General features: G+C 68.0%; 20 protein-coding genes. 11 read left to right on the top strand and 9 right to left on the bottom strand.

The genetic code is table 11. The features are described 5' to 3' along the window. Positions 1 to 3: 3 nt before the first annotated feature. Genes ASPHE3_RS17835 through ASPHE3_RS17825 form a run of 3 tightly spaced genes read left to right on the top strand, consistent with a single transcriptional unit; the run spans position 4 to position 3,779 of the window. Complete coding sequence (locus ASPHE3_RS17835) at positions 4 to 1,089, top strand: ABC transporter ATP-binding protein (protein WP_013602596.1); 1,086 nt, start codon at positions 4 to 6, stop codon at positions 1,087 to 1,089. Continuing rightward, on the top strand, positions 1,086 to 2,441 hold the full coding sequence (gene ggh / locus ASPHE3_RS17830; RefSeq protein ID WP_013602595.1) for a glucosylglycerate hydrolase: 1,356 nt from the start codon (positions 1,086 to 1,088) through the stop codon (positions 2,439 to 2,441). Before ASPHE3_RS17835 ends, ggh begins: the two co-directional genes overlap by 4 nt. 3 nt (positions 2,442 to 2,444) lie before the next feature. Continuing rightward, the gene (locus tag ASPHE3_RS17825; protein WP_013602594.1) at positions 2,445 to 3,779 is read left to right on the top strand and encodes a Gfo/Idh/MocA family protein; all 1,335 of its coding nucleotides are present in this window, start codon (positions 2,445 to 2,447) and stop codon (positions 3,777 to 3,779) included. Here ASPHE3_RS17825 and ASPHE3_RS17820 read toward each other — a convergent pair. Then, the gene (locus ASPHE3_RS17820) at positions 3,769 to 4,338 is read right to left on the bottom strand and encodes a HutD/Ves family protein (protein WP_013602593.1); all 570 of its coding nucleotides are present in this window, start codon (positions 4,336 to 4,338) and stop codon (positions 3,769 to 3,771) included. The genes ASPHE3_RS17825 and ASPHE3_RS17820 overlap by 11 nt on opposite strands. Before the next feature lie 95 nt (positions 4,339 to 4,433). Between ASPHE3_RS17820 and ASPHE3_RS17815 the strand changes: the two genes are divergently transcribed. Then, the gene (locus tag ASPHE3_RS17815) at positions 4,434 to 5,045 is read left to right on the top strand and encodes a phosphoribosylanthranilate isomerase (RefSeq protein WP_013602592.1); all 612 of its coding nucleotides are present in this window, start codon (positions 4,434 to 4,436) and stop codon (positions 5,043 to 5,045) included. Positions 5,046 to 5,147: 102 nt separating this feature from the next. Beyond that, on the top strand, positions 5,148 to 5,549 hold the full coding sequence (locus tag ASPHE3_RS17810) for a YccF domain-containing protein (RefSeq protein WP_013602591.1): 402 nt from the start codon (positions 5,148 to 5,150) through the stop codon (positions 5,547 to 5,549). A gap of 9 nt (positions 5,550 to 5,558) precedes the next feature. On the opposite strand, the gene ASPHE3_RS17805 is transcribed toward ASPHE3_RS17810, so the two are convergent. Together ASPHE3_RS17805 and ASPHE3_RS17800 are read right to left on the bottom strand one after the other, a co-directional pair. Continuing rightward, positions 5,559 to 6,374, bottom strand: coding sequence for a 2-phosphosulfolactate phosphatase (locus tag ASPHE3_RS17805; protein WP_013602590.1), 816 nt, complete (start codon positions 6,372 to 6,374; stop codon positions 5,559 to 5,561). Then, complete coding sequence (locus ASPHE3_RS17800; RefSeq protein ID WP_013602589.1) at positions 6,371 to 7,240, bottom strand: DUF4031 domain-containing protein; 870 nt, start codon at positions 7,238 to 7,240, stop codon at positions 6,371 to 6,373. The genes ASPHE3_RS17805 and ASPHE3_RS17800 overlap by 4 nt, the downstream gene beginning before the upstream one ends. A 237-nt stretch (positions 7,241 to 7,477) precedes the next feature. On the opposite strand from ASPHE3_RS17800, the gene ASPHE3_RS17795 reads away from it, so the two are divergent. From ASPHE3_RS17795 to clpB, 5 genes are all read left to right on the top strand, one after another. Beyond that, positions 7,478 to 7,888: a TOBE domain-containing protein gene (locus ASPHE3_RS17795; protein ID WP_013602588.1), complete on the top strand. Its 411-nt coding sequence runs from the start codon at positions 7,478 to 7,480 to the stop codon at positions 7,886 to 7,888. Positions 7,889 to 7,926: 38 nt separating this feature from the next. Further along, complete coding sequence (gene modA / locus ASPHE3_RS17790) at positions 7,927 to 8,682, top strand: molybdate ABC transporter substrate-binding protein (RefSeq protein ID WP_049786147.1); 756 nt, start codon at positions 7,927 to 7,929, stop codon at positions 8,680 to 8,682. Next, complete coding sequence (locus ASPHE3_RS17785) at positions 8,679 to 9,527, top strand: ABC transporter permease (protein WP_013602586.1); 849 nt, start codon at positions 8,679 to 8,681, stop codon at positions 9,525 to 9,527. Before modA ends, ASPHE3_RS17785 begins: the two co-directional genes overlap by 4 nt. Continuing rightward, positions 9,524 to 10,573, top strand: a complete 1,050-nt coding sequence (locus ASPHE3_RS17780; RefSeq protein WP_013602585.1) for a sulfate/molybdate ABC transporter ATP-binding protein — start codon at positions 9,524 to 9,526, stop codon at positions 10,571 to 10,573. The genes ASPHE3_RS17785 and ASPHE3_RS17780 overlap by 4 nt, the downstream gene beginning before the upstream one ends. 163 nt (positions 10,574 to 10,736) lie before the next feature. Continuing rightward, entirely contained in the window at positions 10,737 to 13,379 is a 2,643-nt protein-coding gene (gene clpB / locus ASPHE3_RS17775) for an ATP-dependent chaperone ClpB (RefSeq protein WP_013602584.1), read from the top strand. Positions 13,380 to 13,384: 5 nt separating this feature from the next. Here the strand turns inward: clpB and ASPHE3_RS17770 are convergent, their stop codons facing one another. Beyond that, positions 13,385 to 14,047 carry a septum formation family protein gene (locus ASPHE3_RS17770; RefSeq protein WP_041653242.1) on the bottom strand — a complete coding sequence of 221 codons (663 nt, stop codon included), beginning with the start codon at positions 14,045 to 14,047 and terminating at the stop codon, positions 13,385 to 13,387. Positions 14,048 to 14,321: 274 nt separating this feature from the next. Between ASPHE3_RS17770 and ASPHE3_RS17765 the strand changes: the two genes are divergently transcribed. Continuing rightward, positions 14,322 to 14,555, top strand: a complete 234-nt coding sequence (locus ASPHE3_RS17765; RefSeq protein ID WP_009359485.1) for a DUF3073 domain-containing protein — start codon at positions 14,322 to 14,324, stop codon at positions 14,553 to 14,555. A gap of 150 nt (positions 14,556 to 14,705) precedes the next feature. Here ASPHE3_RS17765 and ASPHE3_RS17760 read toward each other — a convergent pair whose 3' ends face one another. From ASPHE3_RS17760 to ASPHE3_RS17740, 5 genes are read right to left on the bottom strand one after another with little or no spacing between them, the layout of a single operon-like run. Further along, on the bottom strand, positions 14,706 to 16,469 hold the full coding sequence (locus ASPHE3_RS17760; protein WP_013602582.1) for an ABC transporter permease subunit: 1,764 nt from the start codon (positions 16,467 to 16,469) through the stop codon (positions 14,706 to 14,708). Beyond that, positions 16,469 to 18,007: an ABC transporter substrate-binding protein gene (locus ASPHE3_RS17755; RefSeq protein WP_013602581.1), complete on the bottom strand. Its 1,539-nt coding sequence runs from the start codon at positions 18,005 to 18,007 to the stop codon at positions 16,469 to 16,471. Before ASPHE3_RS17755 ends, ASPHE3_RS17760 begins: the two co-directional genes overlap by 1 nt. A gap of 58 nt (positions 18,008 to 18,065) precedes the next feature. Then, a complete protein-coding gene (locus ASPHE3_RS17750) occupies positions 18,066 to 19,325 on the bottom strand; it encodes an MFS transporter (protein WP_013602580.1) in 1,260 nt (419 codons plus the stop codon). Beyond that, positions 19,322 to 20,125, bottom strand: a complete 804-nt coding sequence (locus tag ASPHE3_RS17745) for an ABC transporter ATP-binding protein (protein ID WP_013602579.1) — start codon at positions 20,123 to 20,125, stop codon at positions 19,322 to 19,324. The genes ASPHE3_RS17750 and ASPHE3_RS17745 overlap by 4 nt, the downstream gene beginning before the upstream one ends. After that, positions 20,122 to 20,892, bottom strand: a complete 771-nt coding sequence (locus tag ASPHE3_RS17740; protein ID WP_013602578.1) for an ATP-binding cassette domain-containing protein — start codon at positions 20,890 to 20,892, stop codon at positions 20,122 to 20,124. The genes ASPHE3_RS17745 and ASPHE3_RS17740 overlap by 4 nt, the downstream gene beginning before the upstream one ends. Positions 20,893 to 21,052: the final 160 nt, after the last annotated feature.

The following is a 21,052-nucleotide window of genomic DNA, read 5'->3' as shown; positions in this document are numbered from 1 at the left end:
TCCATGGCTGACATCTCGATCAAGGGTCTCAAAAAGACCTACCCGGGCAGTACCGAGCTGGCCACCAACAATGTTTCCCTTGATGTTGCCGAGGGCGAGTTCATGGTGCTCCTGGGGCCTTCGGGCTGCGGAAAAACCACCCTGCTGAGAATGGTGGCGGGACTGGACTTCCCGGACGAGGGAAGCATCTCCATTGGCGGCAGGGACGTGACCTACCTGCCGCCGCAGGACCGGAACCTCTCCATGGTGTTCCAGTCCTACGCCGTCTTCCCGCACCGGAAAGTCCGCACCAATATCGGCTTTGGCCTGGTGATGAAGAAGCTCCCGCGGGACGAGATCGAGCGGAAGGTCGCTTGGGCTGCGGACCTGCTGCAGCTGACCCCCTACCTTGACCGCTACCCGGCCCAGCTTTCCGGCGGGCAGCGGCAGCGCGTCGCCGTCGCCCGGGCCATCGTCATGGACGCTGACGTGCTGCTCATGGACGAGCCGCTGTCCAACCTCGATGCCCTCCTGCGCCTCGACTTCCGCGCCGAGCTGAAAAAGATCGTCCAGCAGCTGGGCTCCACCACCCTCTACGTCACCCACGACCAGGTGGAGGCCATGAGCCTCTCGGACCGGGTTGCCGTGATGAAGAAGGGGCAGATCGCCCAGTTGGGCCACCCCATCACCGTTTACGAAGAGCCGGCGGACCGGTTCGTGGGAGGGTTCATCGGCTCACCGCCCATGAACTTCCTGGAAGGCCGGGTCACACAGCAGGGTGCCCTGGAAGTCGCCGGGCAAAGCACGGAGGCCCCGGAGTTTCTGGCGCATGCGGCGCGGACCGGCGGCCTCCCCGTGATGGTCGGCATCCGGGCCGAGAACATCTACCTGGAGCAGAGGGGAACCCCGGGGACGCTGGACGCCACGGTGGAGGTGGTGGAGCCGCTCGGCCACGCCACCCTGCTGACCGTGGACCTGGGCGGGCAGATCATCAAGGTGCAGGTTGCTTCCACCGTGCGTTTCTCTTCAGGCGAGAAGGTTGGCCTGAGGTTCGACCAGTCCGCAATCCGATTCTTCGACACCGAGACGCAGCTTGGGCTGACGGCATGAGCGGGGCGCCCGGGGAGGCCGCATATCCCATCCGGGACCTCGGCGAGCTCGGCCAGCGGGCCAGGGATGTGCTGGCAGCCAACGACCTCGGCACGATGGTTACGGCGGCCCCGAACCTCTATCCGCACATGTGGAGCTGGGACGCCGCCTTCGTCGCCGCCGGGCTGTCAACCATGAGCGTGGCACGGGCGCTCCAGGAACTGGACTACCTGCTGGCCGCCCAGTGGAACAGCGGCATGATCCCGCACATCGTGTTCTCCGATGTCCCCGGCTACTTCCCGGACGTGGAGCGTTGGGGCACGCGCGGTGCCTCGCCGGAGGGCGTGCAGTCCAGCGGCATCTGCCAGCCGCCGGTACACGCCACGCTGCTGCGCCGCATTGTGGAAAGGGCGACGGCGGCCGGCGGCGAGGATGGCAGGCTCGCCGAGGAGTTTGCGCGCCGCACACTGCCCCGGTGGATCGATTGGCATGCCTGGCTCCGCAATACCCGCGGCGGTGATGGCTCTGGCCTGCTCACGATCTACCACGGATGGGAATCGGGAATGGACAACTCGCCCCGCTTCGACGGGCCGTACTCCAGGGTCCGTCCGGGGGAGATGGAGCCGTTCGTCCGCACAGACACCCTCAAGGTCACCGACCACAGCCAGCGGCCCAGCGACGAGGAGTACAGCCGCTACCTGTGGCTGGTGCAACAGATGGCCGATGTGGGTTTTGACGATGCCCGGCTGCCCAAGGTGATGGCCTTCCAGGTCAAGGACGTCTTTATGTCGGCGATTTTTGCCGCCGCCAACGAGGACCTCGCCGTGTTGGCCGAACAGTTCGGGCATTCGGAGGAGGCTCCGCAGCTGCGGCAGTGGTCCCAGGAATTCCGTCAGGGGGTCGACGCGACGGTGGATCAGGGAACCGGGCTGGCGCGGGACCGTGACGTCCTGACGGGAGAATGGATCGGCCTGCCCACGATTGCCGGGTTTGCGCCCCTCATCTCCACCGGGAGCCAGCCCCTCCTGGACAGGCAGCTCGGCATTTTCGAGGGTCCTGACTGGACAGGTGATCCGCGCCTGGCTTTTCCCCTTCCCGCCTCCACCTCCACCACCTATGAGGGCCTGAAACCGCGGCAGTACTGGCGGGGACCGGTGTGGCCGGTGATGAACTGGTTCCTGGCCCACTGCCTGCGGAGGCGCGGCGACGAAGAGCGCTACCGCCAGTTGCGGGAAGCCTCCCTGGCACAGCTGATGGAGGGCCACTTCGGGGAATACTACGAGCCGTTCACCGGCGAGCCGCTGGGCAGTATGGATCAGTCGTGGACTGCGGCGGTGGCGCTGGAATGGCTTGCCGATCCTGAGAGCAGCTGACGGGTGGAGGCGCGGCCGCCGCTAGGTGCCCGCGGGCGCCGGGGTCCCGCCGGCCGGCCGCCGGTGCGTCTGCTTATCGCCGGGGGAGGTGCCAGGGGCGCCGCCTACGCAAGGCTGGCTGTGGCCACTGGGCGGGCCATCGTGGTGGGCCTGGCCGAGCCGCGGCGGTTCCTGCGCGAGAGCCTGGCCGCGGAGCTGGATGTGCCGGAGGCGGCACTTTTTGAGGACTGGCAAACAATGCTCACAGCTCGGCCGCCTGCTGACGGGATCATTATCGCCACACCGGACCGGGAACACGGTGGGCCCTTTGCCGCCGCTGCAGCCTTGGGCTACCGGATCCTCCTTGAGAAGCCCGCAGCTGTTGACCCCGCCGGCTGCGCCGAGCTGGAACGCGTGGCTGCGGAAACCGCAGCCAACGCGACGGTGTGCCACGTGCTGCGGTACACCCCCCTGACGGTACTGCTCAAGCGGCTCCTCTCTGCCGGGGCGGTGGGCCGGATCATCTCGGTTCAGCATCTGGAACCAGTTGGTTACTGGCATTTCGCCCATTCGTATGTCCGTGGCAACTGGCGCCGCGAGGAAGAGTCCAGCCCGTTCCTGCTGGCGAAGTGCACGCACGACGTCGACTGGCTCTCCTTCGTCATCGGAAGCAGGCCCCTGCGCGTTTCCTCCTTCGGACAACTGGCGCACTTTCGTCCCGAAGGCGCGCCGGAGGGCGCGGGCCCGCGCTGCACAGACTGCCCCGCGGAACCAAGCTGTCCGTATTCGGCGCTGAAAATCTACGCCCCGGGGCGGCCAGCCAACGGCGGCAAGGCTGATCCGGCACGGGCATACTTCGCCGAAGTCGTCGATCCTGGCGGCACCCCCGCGTCGCTCCTGCACGCCCTGGCCACGGGACCCTACGGCCGCTGTGTGTATTTTTCGGACAACGATGTGGTGGACCACCAGGTGGTGAACATCGAATACGAGGACGGCACCACAGCCGCGTTCACTGCCACAGCCTTCACCGCCGCCGGTCCCAGGCGGACCCGGATCTTCGGCAGCCATGGCGAGATCTCGGTGGAGGCGGGATCAATCTCGGTGTACGACTTCCTGACCGGGACAAGCACTGTCCACCCGGTCCCGGCGGCCGTGCCGGAGGTGCGGGGCGAAAAGCACGAGGGCGGCGACCGGGGCCTCGTTCAGGCGTGGGTAGCGGCGCTGGCCACCGGTGACTGGTCGGGGGTGGTGTCAGGACTGGAGGAATCCCTCAGCAGCCACGCCGCAGTCTTCGCCGCCGAGGAGGCGCGCCGGAGCGGCGCCGTTGTGCACGTGGGGCCGCACAGACTCAGTCAGTGACCTCGTCGATCGAAACAACAGCCAGGAAGCCGCGGCCCAGGAGTTCAGGGGTTTCGGTGTCCGAACCCACCACGGCGTCGTACCGCGCCAGGGGTTCCGGTTCGGGGCCGGCATCGGACGCAGTGGCCTGGCCCTGCAGCAGGATTCCCAGCTGGCCGGCGAACAACGGGTGGGCGCGCTTTTTGGAGAGCTCGATGATGGAGGTGAAGCCCTTGAAGGTTCCCTCCCGGGTGATGACGTTCAGGTTCCGGACATCCCCGGTGGGCAGGGTGCAACTGGTAGCCGCACCGCCGGGGAACCGGAAGGGACGGTACTTTTCCAGGGGCTGCTCGGCGCCATCCACGGTAAGCAGCAGCAGCTCTCCCTCGATGACGGTGAGCACCCGTTCCATGCCCGGAAAGGGCGAATAGTCCCCGGCCTTGGTTACGTCCGTGAGGCTGACCCGCCAGTCCCAGTCCTGCGCCGAACCAGCCGCCGGGTGGCTTGCCACCTGGCGCGTTACGCCGCCGCCGTTTCGCCATGGTTGGGGCTTGAGGCCTGCAAAGCGGATGATCTCCATCTGCCCAGCCTAGTTGCCCGGCCTCGGCAGCTCCCATCGTGGCCTGCTAATCTCCTCCGGGGGGACAACGCGAAAACAGCCTGAAGGAGCCGGGAATGTTCGTCAAAGTATGTGGTCTCAGCACGCCGGAATCCATCCGCGAAGCGGTGGACGCCGGAGCGGACGCCGTGGGTTTCGTCCTCACCGCAAGCCCGCGGGTGGTCTCACCGCATCAGGTTTCCGCGCTGCTGGCCGAAGTGCCCGCCAGGGTTTCGCCGGTGGGGGTGTTCCGTGACGAGCCGGTCGCCGATGCCGTGGCCATTGCCCGCGCTGCCGGCCTTGAATGGATCCAGCTGCACGGCGCCCGTTCCCGTGCGGACGTAGCCACAGTGCACGACGCCGGGATGAAGCTGATCAGGGCCGTCACCACGGGTGCCACCGCGGAAGAGTTGGAGGACTGGGGCGAGGACCTGCTCCTGATTGACGCCGCCGTCCCCGGCTCGGGTGAGGCGTGGGACTACGCCTCCGTCGCTGCCCTGCCCATCCTTGAGGGGCGCCGCTGGCTGCTGGCCGGCGGACTGGACCCCGCAAATGTTGCGCAGGCCTCGGCCGCGGCCCACGCCTGGGGCGTAGACGTCTCCTCCGGCGTGGAGGCATCCCGTGGGGTCAAGGACCTGGCAAAGATCCGGGCGTTCGTGGAAGCCGCAAAGGCAGGAGCAAAGGCTTAGGTGCGTTAACCCCGGTTCCCGCCCTGCGACGGCCTGAGCTTCAGGGGCGGGTCAGGGGAGACCCTTAGCTTTTTGTCAGAGGCCCCGGGGCACAATGGATGAATGAAGACTCTGCTTAACATCATCTGGCTGGTTTTTGGCGGCTTCTGGCTGGCGCTGGGCTATTTCCTGGCCGGCGTCATCTGCTGCCTGCTGATCATCACCATCCCTTGGGGCATCGCATCGTTCCGGATCGCGGCCTACACCCTGTGGCCGTTCGGCCGGACGGTGGTGGACAAGCCGGGCGGCGCGGGCGTCTTTTCGCTGTTGGGCAATGTCATCTGGCTGCTGGTGGCCGGCATCTGGATTGCCATCGGGCATGTGGTGACCGCCTTCGCCATGGCCATCACCATCATCGGCATCCCGCTGGCCATCGCCAACCTCAAGCTGATTCCGGTCTCCCTGATGCCGTTGGGGAAGCAGATCGTTCCCACCAGCCAGCCCTTCGTTCCGGCCTACCGTTAAGCGGAGGCTTCAGCCCGGAAACGGACTGAAGACCCCATCCGTCAGGAGTGCCACGGCTGTGCTGTCGTCCAGCTCGGCTGCGATATCCACGTCGCCGCCGTAGCCGGTGCCGGACAGCTCCAGCCCACTGGCGCACCCGTGCAGCATCTCCCGAAGCCGCGGTTCCGCGGCCTCGAACACTGCGGCGGCAGCCACAGCCTCCGGCGAATACCCGTGCCTGCCCACCTCGGCTTCGTAGCCACCCTTGCCAGTCGCCCCCAGCCCCGCGATGAATGCGCCAGCCCCGATCTGGTCCTCCACTGCCGGGCGGAGGGTGCCGTCCGGCCAGCGTTCGCCCGCGGCAATCACTGCGATCACTGCGTTTTCCGGCAGGTTGGCCGCCACCCAGTCAGCCGTCGCGCCGGCATTGCGCAGGCAGACGGCAGCCACCAGGGGCACCGTGCCGGCCAGTTCGTGGCACAGCGCGGAACCGTTCGGAGAGGGCAACACCACGCGTTCCAGTGTTTCCGCTGCCCGGAAGCTGGCGGGGGAAAGGCTGAGTCCGCCGCCGTTGCGTGGGCCTGCGAGCTGAGCACGGTGATGCGCGGCGAAGTCCTCGGCCCGGGTGTCCTTCCACGGGAACGGGAAAACGCTGGCGCCCCGGTCCAAGGCGACGCTGACGCACGTGCTGAAGGAGAGGACATCCACCACCACGGCGAGGTCCGCGCCGGACGCAACCGTCGCGGCGCCGTCGAAGCCCCATTCCAGCCGGACTGTGTAGGGCAACTGCCGGTGTGCCGCACTCGCTGTCAACGTGTGCCGGGAGTTCGACGTGGAGGCGTTCACGCCAGTTCCCCCGTCAGGTTCCGGTGCGCCGCATCCCGCCACAACTCCTTGGCCCGTTCGGTATGGAACAGGGGGTCAAGTTCCAGCAGGCGGCGGACGACGGCGGCCCGTCCGGCCGCGAAGTCGGCGTCGCCAATGTGCGCGTAATCCTGCCGGACGGCCGCCACGTACCGCGCGTACTCGTCTGGTTCCCCGCCGAGGACGGACAGGTCTGCATCGCAGAGGAGGGCGCCGTCGTCGTCCCCTGGCCCGGGGCGGTGGTCCGACGTGAGCCGCACCAGCCGCGCTACCTCGGCCACCTCGGCGTCGGGAAGCCCGGCGGCCTCCAGCCGGTCCTCCGCCAGGCGGGCCGATTCCTCCTCGTCCTGGCCGGCCACGCCGCGGTACACGGCGTCGTGGAACCACGCAGCCAGCACCACTCTGCGGGGCGGATCGGCGGGGTCGGTGAGCAGATCGAGGGATTCCAGGACCGAGAGCAGATGGGTGCAGCCGTGGTACCGGCGGTGCGGCTCGCTCCAGCGGTCCAGGAGGTCCAGGAAGAGCGCGTCGTGCCCAGGCATGATGGTCTCCCACCGGTTGAACAGCGGCACTTTGAGCGACTTGTTCCGCTGGCGGGCGGGGATCCGCAGCCCGCTGGCGATCAGTTTCCGCACCAGGATCCTGGCCTCCACTGGAACCGCCCCGGCAGCCACCAGGTCCGGGTAGCGGCGTTCGGCGACGTCGTAATGGTCGCCGTCGAAGGCCCGTTCGGGGATTCCGGCCGCCGCGGCGAAGCCATGCAGCTCCGCCAGCGACTCGTCCGAAACGAGGTGCGAAAAGTGTGTCCCGTGGGCAGGCCATAGGGGCGGGTCGATGTAGATGGCCATGGGGGAAGTCTAGTGCTGCACCTCGGCACCCTCGCTGTGCCTTCCAGCCCAGTTGCTTTCGAGCAGCACGTCCGCCGGCCGCCCTTACAACGGAAAACCGGGCGCCTGGGAGGGGGCAACTCAGAAGTAACTGGGCTGGAACGCACGGGGCAGGCTGAAGCTTCGGCGCGAGGAGCTGATCCGGAAAAGCGGAAATCGAACCCTTATATGTCCGCAAATGCGGGTTAGCATGATCGCATGGGTCTTATCCGCGTGTCCGAAGCTGCCCGGTTCCTGGGCGTGAGCGATGACACCGTCCGCCGCTGGACAGAGAACGGAAGCCTGACACCCCTGAAGGACGACGCCGGGCGGCTGGCCGTGGACGGGCTGGAGCTGGCACGCCACGCGCAGAAGCTGGCGCAGCTTCCGGACGATCCGCACCGGACCGGCAGTTCGGCGCGCAACCGCTTCGTGGGGCTGGTCACCGGCATTACGGCTGACAAGGTGATGGCGCAGGTGGAACTGCAGTGCGGACCCTTCCGGGTGGTGTCCCTCATGAGCAGTGAGGCCGTCCGGGAACTGGGGCTCGAACCAGGCTCCGTGGCAACGGCCGTAGTCAAAGCCACCACCGTCATTATCGAAACCCCGCAGGGCAAGGGGGCAGCGTGAGGGCAGTCCGGAAAGCAGGGGCAGTGCTGGCCGCGGCGATGATGCTGGCCGCACTGGCCGGCTGCGCCGGCAGCGGTGCCGGTAACGGGGCCGGCGGCAGCACGGACAGGACCCTCACTGTTTTCGCCGCCGCTTCCCTCAAGGGCAGTTTCACCGAGCTCGCCAGCCGCTTTGAGGGCCAAAACCCGGGGACGTCGGTCACCCTGAGCTTCGCCGGCTCCTCGGACCTGGCAGCCCAGATCGGCCAGGGGGCTCCTGCCGATGTGTTTGCATCGGCAGACACCACGAACATGGACAAGGTGCAGGAAGCGGGCCTGCTTGAGGGTGCGCCCAGCATCTTCGCCACCAACACCCTGGCCATCGCGGTTCCGCCGGGGAACCCTGCCGGGATTGGCTCCTTCGCTGACCTCGCGAAAAAGGGAACGAAACTGGTGGCGTGCGCACCCCAGGTGCCCTGCGGCGCTGCCGCGGCCGCGGTGGCCCGCAGCAGCGGCATCAAGCTCAGTCCGGTCAGCGAGGAAAACTCGGTGGCCGATGTCCTGGGGAAGGTGGTCTCCGGCGAAGCTGACGCAGGGCTGGTGTACGCCACGGATGTCCGCTCAGCGGCCGGGATGGTTGAAAGCATCCCGTTCCCGGAGGCGGCCGGAGCGCCGAACACGTACCCGATCGCGGCTTTGGCCGGCAGCGCCAACACGTCTGCCGCGGGCAAGTTCCTGGCCCTGGTCACCGGGCCCGAAGGGCAGGAAGTCCTGGCACGGGCCGGCTTTGGGCCGGGAAACACGGTAGCCAGATGACCGGCTATACCGGCATTCCCCGCTGGCTCCACGCGCTGGCGGTCCTCGCCGCGCTGCTGGTGGTCCTCCCGCTCGCTGCCATGGTGGCACGGGTCAACTGGGCCAACTTCCTGCCGCTGGTCACCTCCGAATCCGCGGTGGCGGCGCTGGGACTGAGCCTGCGGACGTCCGCCGCCAGCACCGCCCTGTGCGTTGTCCTTGGTGTGCCGCTGGCATTGGTGCTGGCCCGCGGCACGTCCCCGCTCCTGGGCCTCCTGCGCTCGCTGGTGCTGCTCCCGCTGGTCCTGCCGCCGGTGGTTGGCGGCATCGCGCTGCTGTACACGTTCGGCCGTCAGGGGCTCCTGGGTGGGGCGATCGAGGTGCTGGGGCTGCAGATTGCCTTCTCCACCGCCGCCGTGGTCCTGGCCCAGACGTTTGTGGCCCTGCCGTTCCTGGTGGTGAGCCTCGAAGGCGCCCTCCGGACCGGCGGCCACCGCTATGAGGCGGTAGCGGCAACGCTCGGCGCAGCACCGGGGACCGTCTTCCGCCGCGTCACGCTTCCGCTGGTCCTGCCCGGGCTGGCCTCGGGGGCGGTCCTTTCCTTCGCCCGGAGCCTGGGCGAGTTCGGGGCCACCCTCACGTTCGCCGGCAGCCTCCAGGGGGTGACCCGGACGCTGCCGCTGGAAATCTACCTGCAGCGCGAGACCGACCCGGACGCCGCCGTCGCTCTTTCCCTGGTGCTGGTGGCCGTGGCCGTGGCGGTGGTGGCGCTGGCCTACCGGCGCCCAGGCAGCACGTCACGCCGCCTTCAAGCGTCAGGACGGCGTACGACGGCGGCCCCCGCCACGGGAAGGTACGTTCCGTGACGTTCTCCTTCCAGGCGGCCGTGGCGGAGCGCGGCTTCGACCTCACCTTTTCCCTGGGCCCCGCCGAAACCGTGGCCGTGATGGGACCCAACGGCGCCGGAAAATCGACGCTGCTCTCCATCATTGCCGGGCTGCTGCGCCCGGATACGGGCCGTGCGGAACTGAACGGGCGGGACCTCTTCCACCTGGGCGGCGGCCACAACCGGTGGATCCCGCCGCACCACCGGCGCACGGCCCTGCTCGCGCAGGAACCACTGCTGTTCCCGCACCTCAACGCCGCGGACAACGTCGCCTTCGGTCCGCGGAGCGCAGGGATGCCCAAAGCAAAGGCCGGGGCCGAGGCCAGGCAGTGGCTGGCGGAAGTGGAGGCCGCAGAGCTTGCCACCCGGCGTCCTGCGGAGCTCTCCGGCGGGCAGGCGCAGCGGGTGGCCGTAGCCCGGGCGCTTGCGGCAGGTCCCGGGCTCCTGCTCCTTGATGAGCCGATGGCCGCGCTGGACATCCATTCCGCCCCGCTGCTCCGTCGCCTGCTCAAACGCGTCCTGGCGGAAAGGCCCGCCATTATAGTGACCCATGACGTCCTGGATGCGCTCATGCTCGCTGACAGGGTGCTCATCCTGGAAAACGGGCGAATTGCGGAAGAAGGCCCCACCCGCCCGGTCCTGCAGCGGCCACGCAGCGCCTTTGCGGCTGGCCTGGCGGGCCTGAATTTTGTCCCCGGGAAGCTCCAGGATGGCGGAATCCTGGCCGGGCAGGGCCGGCACATCGCCGGTCATGCTGAGGACCCCATTCCCACAGGCCAGGCAGCGGCGGCCGTGTTCCCGCCGTCGTCCGTTTCCGTCTTCGTGGATGATGCGCACGGAAGTCCGCCCAACTCCTTCCCGGTCCGGATCACGGACCTGGAGCCCCATGGCGACCAGGTCCGGGTACGGGCGGAGGGTCTTGCCGCTGACATCACTCCGTCCGCGATGGCCGATCTGGGCCTGGTCCCTGGGATGACGGTGCACTTCGTGGTCAAGGCAGCCTCGGTGTCCATCCATCCGCTGTAGGCGCAGGGTTTTCCAGTTCTGCCGAAACTAGGGCCGGTGGCCCCTTCCGCCGTGGCTCCAAAGCTGTTTCGCTGTAGGCAAACAATCCCCGCAAAACTGCCCGGACCAAAGTTGAGCGTAGTACACTCAACTTAAGAAAAACTGCCCCCGAAAGGAGCCCTCTTTGGACGTCAAATTCACCACCAAGAGCCAGGAGGCTCTTTCGGCTGCGGCCATGAACGCCTCCACCGCAGGCAATCCGCAGGTGGAGCCCGCGCACCTGCTCAAGGCGCTGATGGACCAGCGCGAGGGCGTGGCTGTTGCCCTGCTGCGTGCCACCGGCGCCGATCCCGATTCCGTCAGCGTGCAGGCAAGCAGCGCCATCAAGGCCCTGCCGGCCACCTCCGGCGGTTCCAGTCAGCAGGCGCAGCTTTCGCGGCCTGCGCTGCAGGCCATCCAGAATGCCAAGGAAGAGGCGGACCGGCTCGGTGATACCTTCGTCTCCACGGAGGTCCTCCTGCTCGGCATCTCGGCCGGCAACGACGCTGCCGCCCGCCTGCTGCGTGATGCCGGCGCCTCCCACGAAGCGCTCCGCGCCGCCCTGCCGGGTGTCCGCGGCGACCGCAAAGTGGACAGCCAGGATCCGGAAAACACCTTCCAGGCACTGGAGAAGTACGGCACGGACCTCACCGCGATGGCCCGCGCGGGCAAGCTGGATCCGGTCATCGGCCGGGATTCAGAAATCCGGCGCGTGGTCCAGGTCCTGTCCCGGCGCACCAAGAACAACCCTGTGCTCATCGGTGAACCGGGCGTTGGCAAGACCGCCGTGGTGGAAGGGCTGGCACAGCGGATGGTGGCCGGCGACGTCCCGGAGAGCCTGCGCGGCAAGACGCTCATCTCCCTGGACCTCGGCTCCATGGTTGCGGGCGCAAAATACCGCGGTGAGTTCGAGGAGCGGTTGAAGGCAGTCCTCGAGGAAATCAAGGGCTCTGAAGGCCAGATCGTCACCTTCATCGACGAGATCCATACCGTGGTGGGGGCCGGTGCCACCGGTGATTCCTCCATGGATGCCGGCAACATGCTCAAGCCCATGCTGGCCCGGGGCGAGCTGCGCCTGATCGGCGCCACCACCCTTGATGAGTACCGCGAAAACATCGAGAAGGACGCGGCCCTGGAACGCCGCTTCCAACAGGTGTACGTGGGCGAGCCCAGCGTGGAGGACACCATCGGCATCCTCCGCGGCCTCAAGGAACGCTACGAGGCACACCACAAGGTGTCCATCGCGGACTCCGCCCTGGTGGCCGCGGCCACGCTGTCCAACCGCTACATCTCCGGGCGCCAGTTGCCGGACAAGGCTATCGACCTCGTGGATGAGGCCGCGTCCCGCCTGCGGATGGAGATCGACTCCGCGCCGGAGGAGATTGACCAGCTGCGGCGCCAGGTGGACCGGCTCACCATGGAAGAGCTGGCGCTGGAGGGCGAGACCGACGCGGCGTCCGTGGAGCGGCTGGCTGCGCTCCGCGCCGACAAGGCGGACAAGGAAGAGGAACTCTCCGCCCTGAACGCGCGCTGGGAGGCTGAAAAGGCCGGCCTTAACCGGGTGGGCGACCTCAAGGCCAAGCTCGACGAGCTGCGCTCCGCCGCGGACAAGGCACAGCGCGAGGGTGACCTGGAGACGGCCTCACGCGTTCTGTACGGGGAGATTCCGGCGCTCGAACGCGAGCTGAACGCCGCTGCCGAAGCGGAAGCCGCAGTGACAGACAAGCCCGCCCAGATGGTGGCCGAGGAAGTCACGGCCGAGGACATCGCCGAAGTGATCTCCGCCTGGACCGGCATTCCCGCCGGCCGCATGCTGCAAGGCGAGAGCCAGAAGCTGCTGCACATGGAGGAGGAACTCGGCAAGCGGCTGATCGGCCAGACCAAGGCTGTCACGGCAGTTTCCGACGCCGTGCGGCGCGCCCGGGCCGGCATCAGTGACCCTAACCGCCCCACCGGTTCGTTCCTCTTCCTGGGCCCCACCGGCGTCGGTAAGACCGAGCTGGCCAAAGCCCTGGCGGACTTCCTGTTCGACGACGAACGCGCCATGGTGCGGATCGACATGTCCGAGTACAGCGAGAAGCACAGCGTGGCCCGGCTGGTGGGTGCGCCCCCGGGCTACGTGGGCTACGAGGAGGGCGGCCAGCTGACTGAAGCGGTCCGCCGTCGTCCGTACTCGGTGGTGCTGCTGGACGAGGTGGAGAAGGCCCACCCGGAGGTGTTCGACATCCTCCTGCAGGTGCTCGACGACGGCCGCCTCACCGACGGCCAGGGCCGTACCGTGGATTTCCGCAACGTGATCCTGGTGCTGACCTCCAACCTCGGCAGCCAGTTCCTGGTGGACCAGACGCTGGACGCCGAAGCCAAGCGGAACGCGGTCATGGCCACCGTCAACGCCTCCTTCAAGCCCGAGTTCCTGAACCGGCTGGACGAAGTGGTGCTGTTCGATGCCCTGAGCGTCGAAGAGCTGGCCCATATCGTCGAGCTGCATGTGGCGGAGCTGGGGCGGCGGCTGTACGAGCGGAGGCTCAGCCTGGAAGTCACCGACGGCGCCAAAGCCTGGCTCGCCCTGTCCGGCTACGACCCCGCCTACGGCGCCCGGCCGCTGCGCCGCCTGGTCCAGCGCGAGATCGGGGACCGGCTCGCCAAGGCCATCCTGGCCGGGGAGATCAGCGACGGCGACACGGTGCTGGTGGACACGGCGGCAGACCTGGGTGAGCTTTCCGGGGGTGGCGTGGACGCCCTCACGGGCGTGCCGACGTCGGGTCTGTCAGTTCGGCGGAAGGCCTAACGGGATCAGGGCAGGACGCTTGCGTTGATGACGTTCCCGCCGGGTGCGGTCACGTAGCAGTCCACCCGGCGGTCCCCCGATTCCCAGCTGGTGGTGCTGGGGAAGCTGCGTTCGTAATTCAGGGCGTAGTCGTTGGCGGCCGGGCCCAGCCTGGCCGCCTGGCACGCTTCGAGCGCCTTGGCTTTCAGTGCCTCAGCCCCGGGGTAGGACTCCTCCCCGGGGTAGCGGTACAGCGCCACGAGCTGGGCGGAGTGGGGTGTATCGCAGGGCACCACGGTGGACGCCAGCGCCTCGGGGTCGAAATCCTTGAAGCAGTCACCCAGTGCATAATCCGGGGGCTGGACTCCCTCCCTGGGCAGCGGCAGCGGTGTGGCGGGCGGGGTGGCAGTAGTTTCCAAGACCCCGGCCGCAGCGCTGTCCGTGCCCGTGTCCGGTCCCGAGCGCAGCCACAGGGCAAGCCACACCAGCGAGCCGATAACGGCGAGCAGCACGGCAATGAAAATTGCGATCCACATCTTCCGCCGGTCGATCCGTGCAGGGCGGCGTTCCCGGGGGCCCTGCGGTTCCATGTGCGGGTGCAGCACCGGTTCGGCAGCGGGGGCCGGCACACGGGGGATTCCTGCCGTAGGTGGGGCCGCGGGCTTTGGCGGAACGTCCTGGTGGTTCACGGGGTGCATCCTCCTGCGTTTTCGCCGCAATGGGCAGCCGGTCTGCGGCCTGTGCATCAGCAGTTGTTTAAGTGACTCTACCGAAGAAAAAAGCTGGAAACTCGCGGTTCGGGGCCAGGAATGGTAACGCAAACCACCTCAGGGGGCCGTTCGTGGCAAGCGGGGGCACCCGAAAGCATGTAATCTAGGTGTACGACAAATTGACCAAACATTCCGGGGCCTCACCTACGCCAAGGTGACCACCTCCGGTCCAAGTACAAAAGGGGGTCACGCCATGGGGCGCGGCCGTCAAAAGGCAAAAGCTACCAAGCAGGCTCGGGACATCAAGTACTACTCCCCGAATACTGACTACTCGGCACTTCAGCGTGAGCTGACGGGCCCAAGCAGTCGTGCCACGAGCCATTACGCGAATGAGCCGGTTGAACCGGACTATTCGGCTTATGTGGATAAGTACGCGGATGATTTGGAAGAAGACGACGACGAGGTAGACACCCGTCGCATCGGCTAGTTGTCGCAAGGTGCTGTTGCCGTAACCGGACAGCCCTGTGACGCCGCAGCACCAACGGATCCGGGATGCCCGGTCCAGGTCCCAAGGGGGCCGGTGCAGCGCTTCTTTTTCGGCACCTGGATCCAGCAGGATCATACGCGGGTGCTGACTTCAGTTATTGGGCCCGCTGCCCGCGCCGGAACCGGTGCAGGCAGCGGGCTTTCTGCTGCCACGGCCAGCCAGCCCAACCGCCAGTACCGACGCCAGGACCAGGGTGCCCGCCGGGGCCAGCACCGCCCAGGGGGCACGCTCAACATAGCCAATGCCTTCGGCCAGGATCAGTCCCCATTCGGGCGAGGGCTGCTGCGGGCCGAGTCCTAGGAAGCCGAGAGCCGCCAGTGCCAGTGCGATCCCCGGGAGCCGGAGCATGGCGTGGCGCAGGAGCGGCCGCGCCACTGCGGGGAGGATATAGCGGAACATAATCCGCGCCTTGCCCACCCCAAGCACCGGCAGGATCTTCACGTAGGGCTGTGCGCGGGCTTCCTGCGCCAGGGCTGCCGTATGCGCTGCCAGCGGCGCCCAGCTTACAGCTGCCACGGCCAGGGCCGCGCCCTGTGCCGAGGGCCCTGTAACTGCCGCAACCACCAGGCCGGCGAGGATGGGCGGTGCCGCATTGGTCACCTCAAGCGGCCCGGCAGCAGCCAGCGGGAAAAGCCCGACGGCGATTCCCACCGCCAGGCAGACCAGCACCACTGCCAGTGCGGTTCCCAGCGTCCCCACGGCTCCATGCCCCACGCGTGCCAGCAGGTCCCGCCCGCTGGCGTCGGCACCGAAAGGAAGCGACCAAGTTGGAGGGGCCAGCCGCGGGTGCGCCGAGCCGAAGGGGTCGCGGAGTAGCCCTGCAGCAATAATGAGCAGGAGCATGGCCCCGGCCGCTGCCGGCGCAACCAATTGCCCGCGGTTCCCCGCACGCGTTGGTTCGGGAAGCGGCAGTGTGCCCAAGCGGACGGCAGGCCCGATCAGCAGGTACCGCACCGCCGTCGCCAACGTTCCCACCAGCAGGGCGAGTGCCACCAGCGCCAGCATGCCTGCCTGCAGCGTGGGAACGTCCTGGGCGCTGGCGGCGCCCAGGAGCGCCCGGCCGAGCCCCGGGATGGAGTAGACCTTCTCCACGGCTACAGCTCCGCCCGTCAGCCCGATAAGGACCAGCCCGATCTGCGGGAGCGCCGCCGGCAACGCCCGGCGGAGGACGGCTCCCGTCAGCCGGGCGCCTCCCGCCCCCGCCATCCGCCACGTCGCCACCCACTTCTCGGCGAACGCTGCCCGGATGGCATCGGACACCAGCAGTCCGATCAGGCCGCCGGCAGGGATTCCAAGTGACAGGGCCGGCAGGACGGCGAACTCCGGGCCCTTCCAGCCAAAGGGCGGAAACCAGCGGAGCCAGATGGCGCCCAGCACAAGCAGCATGGCGGCCAGCAGGAATTCCGGCAGGGACGTCAGCGCGGCAGGCAGGGCTCCCGACGCCGGCCTCCGCCGGTTGCGCAGCCCATCCGCCACCGCGGGACAGCAGATCAGCAGGGCGACAATTGCCGCCATGGCGACGGCGAATCCCATCAAGGTTACTGAGACACCCAGTGCGGCGCCGATGCCCGGCCCCACAGGCGTGTTGCTGATCCATGACGTCCCCAGGTCGCCGCCCGCAACGCCCCGGGCCCAGGACACGAAGAGTGCGATGGGCCCCTGCTCAAGGCCGAGTTCCGTCCGGATGGCAGTGAGGGCTTCGGGGGTGGGCTCCCGGTCGGAGTACCTGGCCCGGAGGATGGTGTACTCCGCTCCTCGGCCCGAGAACCAGGGCATCATGCCGATCAGCACCACCAGGGCGAGCAATGCCAGGAGGCGTGACGCGGTGACTTTCAGTAGGGCCGGGCCTCTCATCAGCCAGCGCCGCCGGCAATGCGGGTTGCGCTGGTAATCAGCGCACGCTCACGGGGATCCCGCTCCACTCCGGCCACGCCTGCCGCCTCGCCCTGGATGACGCGCTCGTGGAGCAGCGGGATGGCGGCGTCGCGCGCCAAAATCAGGCTTTCCGCGGCGGCGATTGCTGCGCGGCGACCGGGGCCGGCGGGGACACCGGCCGCCTTTTCGAGTGCAGCGTCCACAGCAGGGTCGCAGAACTGGGAGATGTTGAAGGACCCGGCGCACGAGAAATCGCTGTACAGGTAAGCCACCGGGTCGCCGGAATCCAGGACCGTGGCGCGGGAGAGGATGAAGGCGTCGAACTTTCCGGCCAGGGCGTCCGCCTCGATGTGCTGGTACTCCCGGACGTCCTGTTCGACTGTGAAACCGGCCGCTTCCAACTGCTGCTCCAGCTGGACCGCAACCTCCGGCAGTTCAGCGCGGTCGGTGAAGGTGCCGAGTTTGATGGGGGTCCCCTTGACGGCGGCAGCGGCAACCCGGGTGGCCAGGACGGCCTTGTAGGAGTCGCTGTCCCGCTCCCCGGCAGCCCAGGGGAGCGCCGGGCCCAGGAGCCCCGCGGCTTTGTCGGCCCGGCCTTCGTAGACCCGCTCCACGATAGTGCCGGCGTCGACGGCGGAGCGGGCTGCGGCGCGGACAGCAGGATCGGCAAACGGCCCCGATGCCGTGTTGAGGTACAGGGTATTGGTCCGCGGCATGGGCACCTCGTGCACCAGGTCCGGGTCGATCTGCGCCACCTGCCCCACCGGAATGGCTTCGACGATGTCCGCGTCACCGGTCCGGATGGCTGCAGCGCGAGCGGTTCCATCCGGGACGAACTGGACGTCCACGCCGTCGGCTTCCGCTTTCCCGCCCCAGTACCCGTCAAACCGGTCCAGCCGGGCCGAGGTGGTACCTTCCACCGATACGAGCCGGTAGGGCCCGGTGCCGGCATTGACCGGACTTACCACGCCACCGCCCTTGTATGCCGAGGACGCAAGGATGGCCAGCTGCGGGCTGGAGAGGCGCTGGGGCAGGAGCGGATCGGGCGTGGTCGTGGTGATGGTCACAGTGTTGGCGCCGTCGGCCCGCGCCGTGAGCTGTACCCCGTCCAGGATCCGTGGCTTGGGGCTGGCCTGCGCTGCGGCGGTGAGGGACGCGGCCGCTTCCGCAGCGGTCAGGGTTGTCCCATCGTGGAATTCAACGCCGTCCCGCAGGGTGAACTGCCATGAAGTTTCGTCAATCTGCCGCCACTCGGTGGCCAGGGCCGGTTTCGCCTCCCCCAGTTCGTCGAGCTCCACCAGGGTCTCGGCGGCCTTCCAGCGCGACAGCTTGAACGCGTCATCGCTGAGCGGTGACAGCCCGGAGCGCGGCGGCTGGAGCATGGCGAGTTTGATGCGGCCGCCGGTGTCCGTGCCGTCCGCAGCCTGGCCGGTCCCGGCGAAACATCCCGTCAGGCTGCCGGCCAGCAGCAGGGCCGAGAGGGTGGCGATACCGGGGGTTAGTCTCGTCTTGGGCACGTTGATTACCTGTTTCTTCAGATGGATGGGGATGGTAGGCGCCGCGCGGCGGCCTGGTTCAGCGAGGAGCAGGCAAAAGCCTGGAAAGTCCGACGGCGGGCACCACCGTGAGTGCCGCCATCACCGCCCACGGCCATACGGCGTCCGGCCCTGGCTGGCTGGCACCCGAGTACAGGGGCCCGAGGACAAAGTTGCCCAGGAGCACAGCGCAACCTCCCAGGCTCGCCAGGAGGCCGTAATAGATGCCGGACCTGCGGCCGCGGGCGAAGTCCAGGACCAGCGGCATGGCCACCGGCCCGATGCACATATGCCCCAGGCAAAGCCCCGCCACGAGCAGCAGCGGCGGCAGCAGCTGGAGCGGGCCGCTGGCGGGAAACTGGGCGAATACAGCCATGGTGGCGAAAGCCAGGCCCTTGATGGTGAAGCCCGCCGTCAGGGCCCGGCCGGGGCCCATCCTGTGGGTCAGGCGGGAGACGGGCCACTGCAGCCCGACGGTCAGGAGGGACGCGACGGCGAACAGGCCGGCAAGTGCTGCGGGCCCAGCACCGCTTCTGGTCAGTTCGATGGGAAGCCCGAAGTAGAGCTGGTTGTATGCCAGCAGGTTCACGCTGTAAAGGGCGCCGAAGGCAACAAAGCGCTTGTCCCGCAGCATCACGGCGATCCCATCGGTCCGTGCTCCTGGCTTTTCATCTGCCGGCACCATCTGCCTCGTGCTCGGCACCCGGGCGGGCACGTGGCGCCACAGCACAACGCTCATCACGGCGAAGACTCCAGCCCCGGCAAGAGCTGCCCAGCTGAAGGAAACATCGAGCAGCACGGCTCCCAGGAGGGGGCCGGCCACGGCGCCAATCTCCCCGCAGATGGCGAGGAGCGCAAAAAGTGCCGGTGCCTTCCCGCTGCTGTCCCGCCGTCGTTCTTCTGCCTGCCCTACCAGGGACTCCAGTGCAGGTGAGAACAGCGCGCCGCCCATCCCGGTGAGGACAGCGCCAAGGAGGAAGAGCGGAAAGCTGCCGGCCATGGCCAGGGTGAGGTAACCGGAGACGCGGACCAGGCAGCCCACCAGCATGGCGTGCCGCGGGCCCCACCGGTCCGTGATCATGCCGCCCACCAGGAAGAGCCCCTGCTGGCTGAACACCCGGGCGCCCAGGACTACGCCCACCGCTGTGGCCGTCATGCCGAAGTCCTGCGTCATCACCAGGGCAAGGAACGGAACTACCGAGTAGAAGCCGATATTGAAGATCAGCTGGCTGGCGAGCAGCAGTCCGGGGGCGGGCCCGGGCCTCGTTGCCGGTTGTTCTGCTGTGCGGAGGACGGTCACAGGGCGGTCCCCGGGACGATTTCGGGGAGCCGGAGGCCTTTTGATGCCTGGACGAGGGCGGCGGTTGTGGGACTTGCGGGGTTTGCCAGCACCTGGTCCGTGGGCCCTTGCTCCACAAGACGGCCCCGTGAGAGGACGGCGGTCCTGCTGCACATCCGGGCGGCAGTGGCGAGGTGGTGCGTCACCAGCAGCAGCCCCAGTCCCTGTTCGCGCACCAGCCGTTCCAGCAGAGTGAGGACGGCGTCCCGAAGGGGGAGATCCAGGCCGCTGACAGGCTCGTCGGCCAGCAGGTAGGCGGGCTGCACCACCAGGGCGCGGGCGATGGCCACCCGCTGGTTCTGGCCGCCGGACAGCTCGCCCGGGCGGCGCTGTGCCAAGCCTGCCGGCACCTCGGCCCGCTCCAGGGCCTCGCTTATGAGCGAGCGGTGGTTTCCCTCCACCCGGAGCTGCCGCAGCGGCTCGGCCAGGAGTTGGGAAACGGTCATGCGCGGATCCAGGCTGCCGGCGGGGTTCTGCGGGACGTACTGGACGGCCCGGCGGTACCAGCGCAGCGAACGCACCGGACCCGGCCGTACTTCACGGGTGCCGAGGTTCAGTGTTCCGGACGAGGGCTTTTCCAGTGCCAGCAGGATTCGGACCAGTGTTGATTTACCGGAGCCTGAGCTTCCCACCAGGGCGGTGCTTGTTCCGGGCGCCAGGTGCAGGCTTACGTCGTGGAGTGTCTGTGGCGGCTTTCCCCCAGCCAGGCCGCGTTTGGGGTAGGCGAACTGCACGTTCCTGGCTTCCAGCGCGCTTGTCATGCCGCCATTGCCGTTCCTGCAACACGCTCCAGGAGGCTGTCTCGCGAGGCTGACTGGACCAGCCGCCGGGTGTAGGGGTGCTGCGGGTTCCGGAGCAGGTCTGCCATCGGCACCTCTTCCACGATCCGCCCGGCCTCCATCACCAGGGCGCGTGTGCACAGGGCTGCTGCTGCTGCCAGGTCGTGGGTGATGAACAGGAGGCTGCGACCCTCCGCCCCCCACGCGCCGAGGGTCGCAAGGACCTTTCGTTGGGTGACGGCGTCCAGTGCGGTGGTGGGTTCGTCCGCTATGAGGATGGTGCTGTGGCAGGCGAGAGCCAGGGCGATGCAGACCCGCTGGAGCTGCCCGCCGGACAGCTCCCCGGAGTAGCGGGCAAGGATTTCCGCGGGGTCCTCCAGGCCGGCCTGTACCAGGAAGCCCGCCGCTTCAGCCTTTGCCTCCGCCCGGTTGCGCCCTGCCCTGCGCAGCGGAAGGGCTAACTGCCTGCCAACGCTCACAAAGGGGTTCAGGGACGACGCCGGATCCTGGCCGATCAGCGCGGCCTTCGCTGTTCCCTGGCGGGCGGCAAGGGTGATCTCACCCGTGGCCGAGATGCCGTCAGGAAGGGAGCCACACAGCGCCGCCGCCGTCAACGACTTCCCAGAGCCGGAGGCGCCCAAGAGGGCAACAGACTCCCCGGGATTCACGGAGAAGGTGAGGGGGTGCACCAGCTGATGGGTTCCACTGGACAGAGCCAGGTCTTTCACGGTCAGGGCGGGCGCATGCATGGAACGTCATTTCGTGGCAGGACTATCAGGGGTCAAGCCACATGCTATCAATAATCATTCGCAATTAGGCAACTTATGTAACCCCGCCTCTGACCGGGCCGGTCCCGTTAAACGCATCGAGTGCTCCGTTCTTGTCGTTTTGAGGGGTCAAAACGACAAG

Origin of the sequence: Pseudarthrobacter phenanthrenivorans Sphe3 (genome assembly GCF_000189535.1) — a bacterium.
GTDB lineage: Bacteria > Actinomycetota > Actinomycetes > Actinomycetales > Micrococcaceae > Arthrobacter > Arthrobacter phenanthrenivorans.
The sequence above is the reverse complement of the archived record's forward strand: the minus strand, read 5'-3'. Positions and strand labels throughout refer to the sequence as shown.

What these genes read in the sequence shown, in the direction of transcription:
- ASPHE3_RS17835 (WP_013602596.1), top strand. Translation starts at nt 4, where the DNA reads ATGGCTGACATCTCGATCAAGGGTCTCAAAAAGACCTACCCGGGCAGT.
- ggh (WP_013602595.1), top strand. Translation starts at nt 1,086, where the DNA reads ATGAGCGGGGCGCCCGGGGAGGCCGCATATCCCATCCGGGACCTCGGC.
- ASPHE3_RS17820 (WP_013602593.1), bottom strand. Translation starts at nt 4,338, where the DNA reads ATGGAGATCATCCGCTTTGCAGGCCTCAAGCCCCAACCATGGCGAAAC.
- ASPHE3_RS17815 (WP_013602592.1), top strand. Translation starts at nt 4,434, where the DNA reads ATGTTCGTCAAAGTATGTGGTCTCAGCACGCCGGAATCCATCCGCGAA.
- ASPHE3_RS17810 (WP_013602591.1), top strand. Translation starts at nt 5,148, where the DNA reads ATGAAGACTCTGCTTAACATCATCTGGCTGGTTTTTGGCGGCTTCTGG.
- ASPHE3_RS17800 (WP_013602589.1), bottom strand. Translation starts at nt 7,240, where the DNA reads ATGGCCATCTACATCGACCCGCCCCTATGGCCTGCCCACGGGACACAC.
- ASPHE3_RS17795 (WP_013602588.1), top strand. Translation starts at nt 7,478, where the DNA reads ATGGGTCTTATCCGCGTGTCCGAAGCTGCCCGGTTCCTGGGCGTGAGC.
- modA (WP_049786147.1), top strand. Translation starts at nt 7,927, where the DNA reads ATGATGCTGGCCGCACTGGCCGGCTGCGCCGGCAGCGGTGCCGGTAAC.
- ASPHE3_RS17785 (WP_013602586.1), top strand. Translation starts at nt 8,679, where the DNA reads ATGACCGGCTATACCGGCATTCCCCGCTGGCTCCACGCGCTGGCGGTC.
- ASPHE3_RS17765 (WP_009359485.1), top strand. Translation starts at nt 14,322, where the DNA reads ATGGGGCGCGGCCGTCAAAAGGCAAAAGCTACCAAGCAGGCTCGGGAC.
- ASPHE3_RS17760 (WP_013602582.1), bottom strand. Translation starts at nt 16,469, where the DNA reads ATGAGAGGCCCGGCCCTACTGAAAGTCACCGCGTCACGCCTCCTGGCA.
- ASPHE3_RS17745 (WP_013602579.1), bottom strand. Translation starts at nt 20,125, where the DNA reads ATGACAAGCGCGCTGGAAGCCAGGAACGTGCAGTTCGCCTACCCCAAA.
- ASPHE3_RS17740 (WP_013602578.1), bottom strand. Translation starts at nt 20,892, where the DNA reads ATGCATGCGCCCGCCCTGACCGTGAAAGACCTGGCTCTGTCCAGTGGA.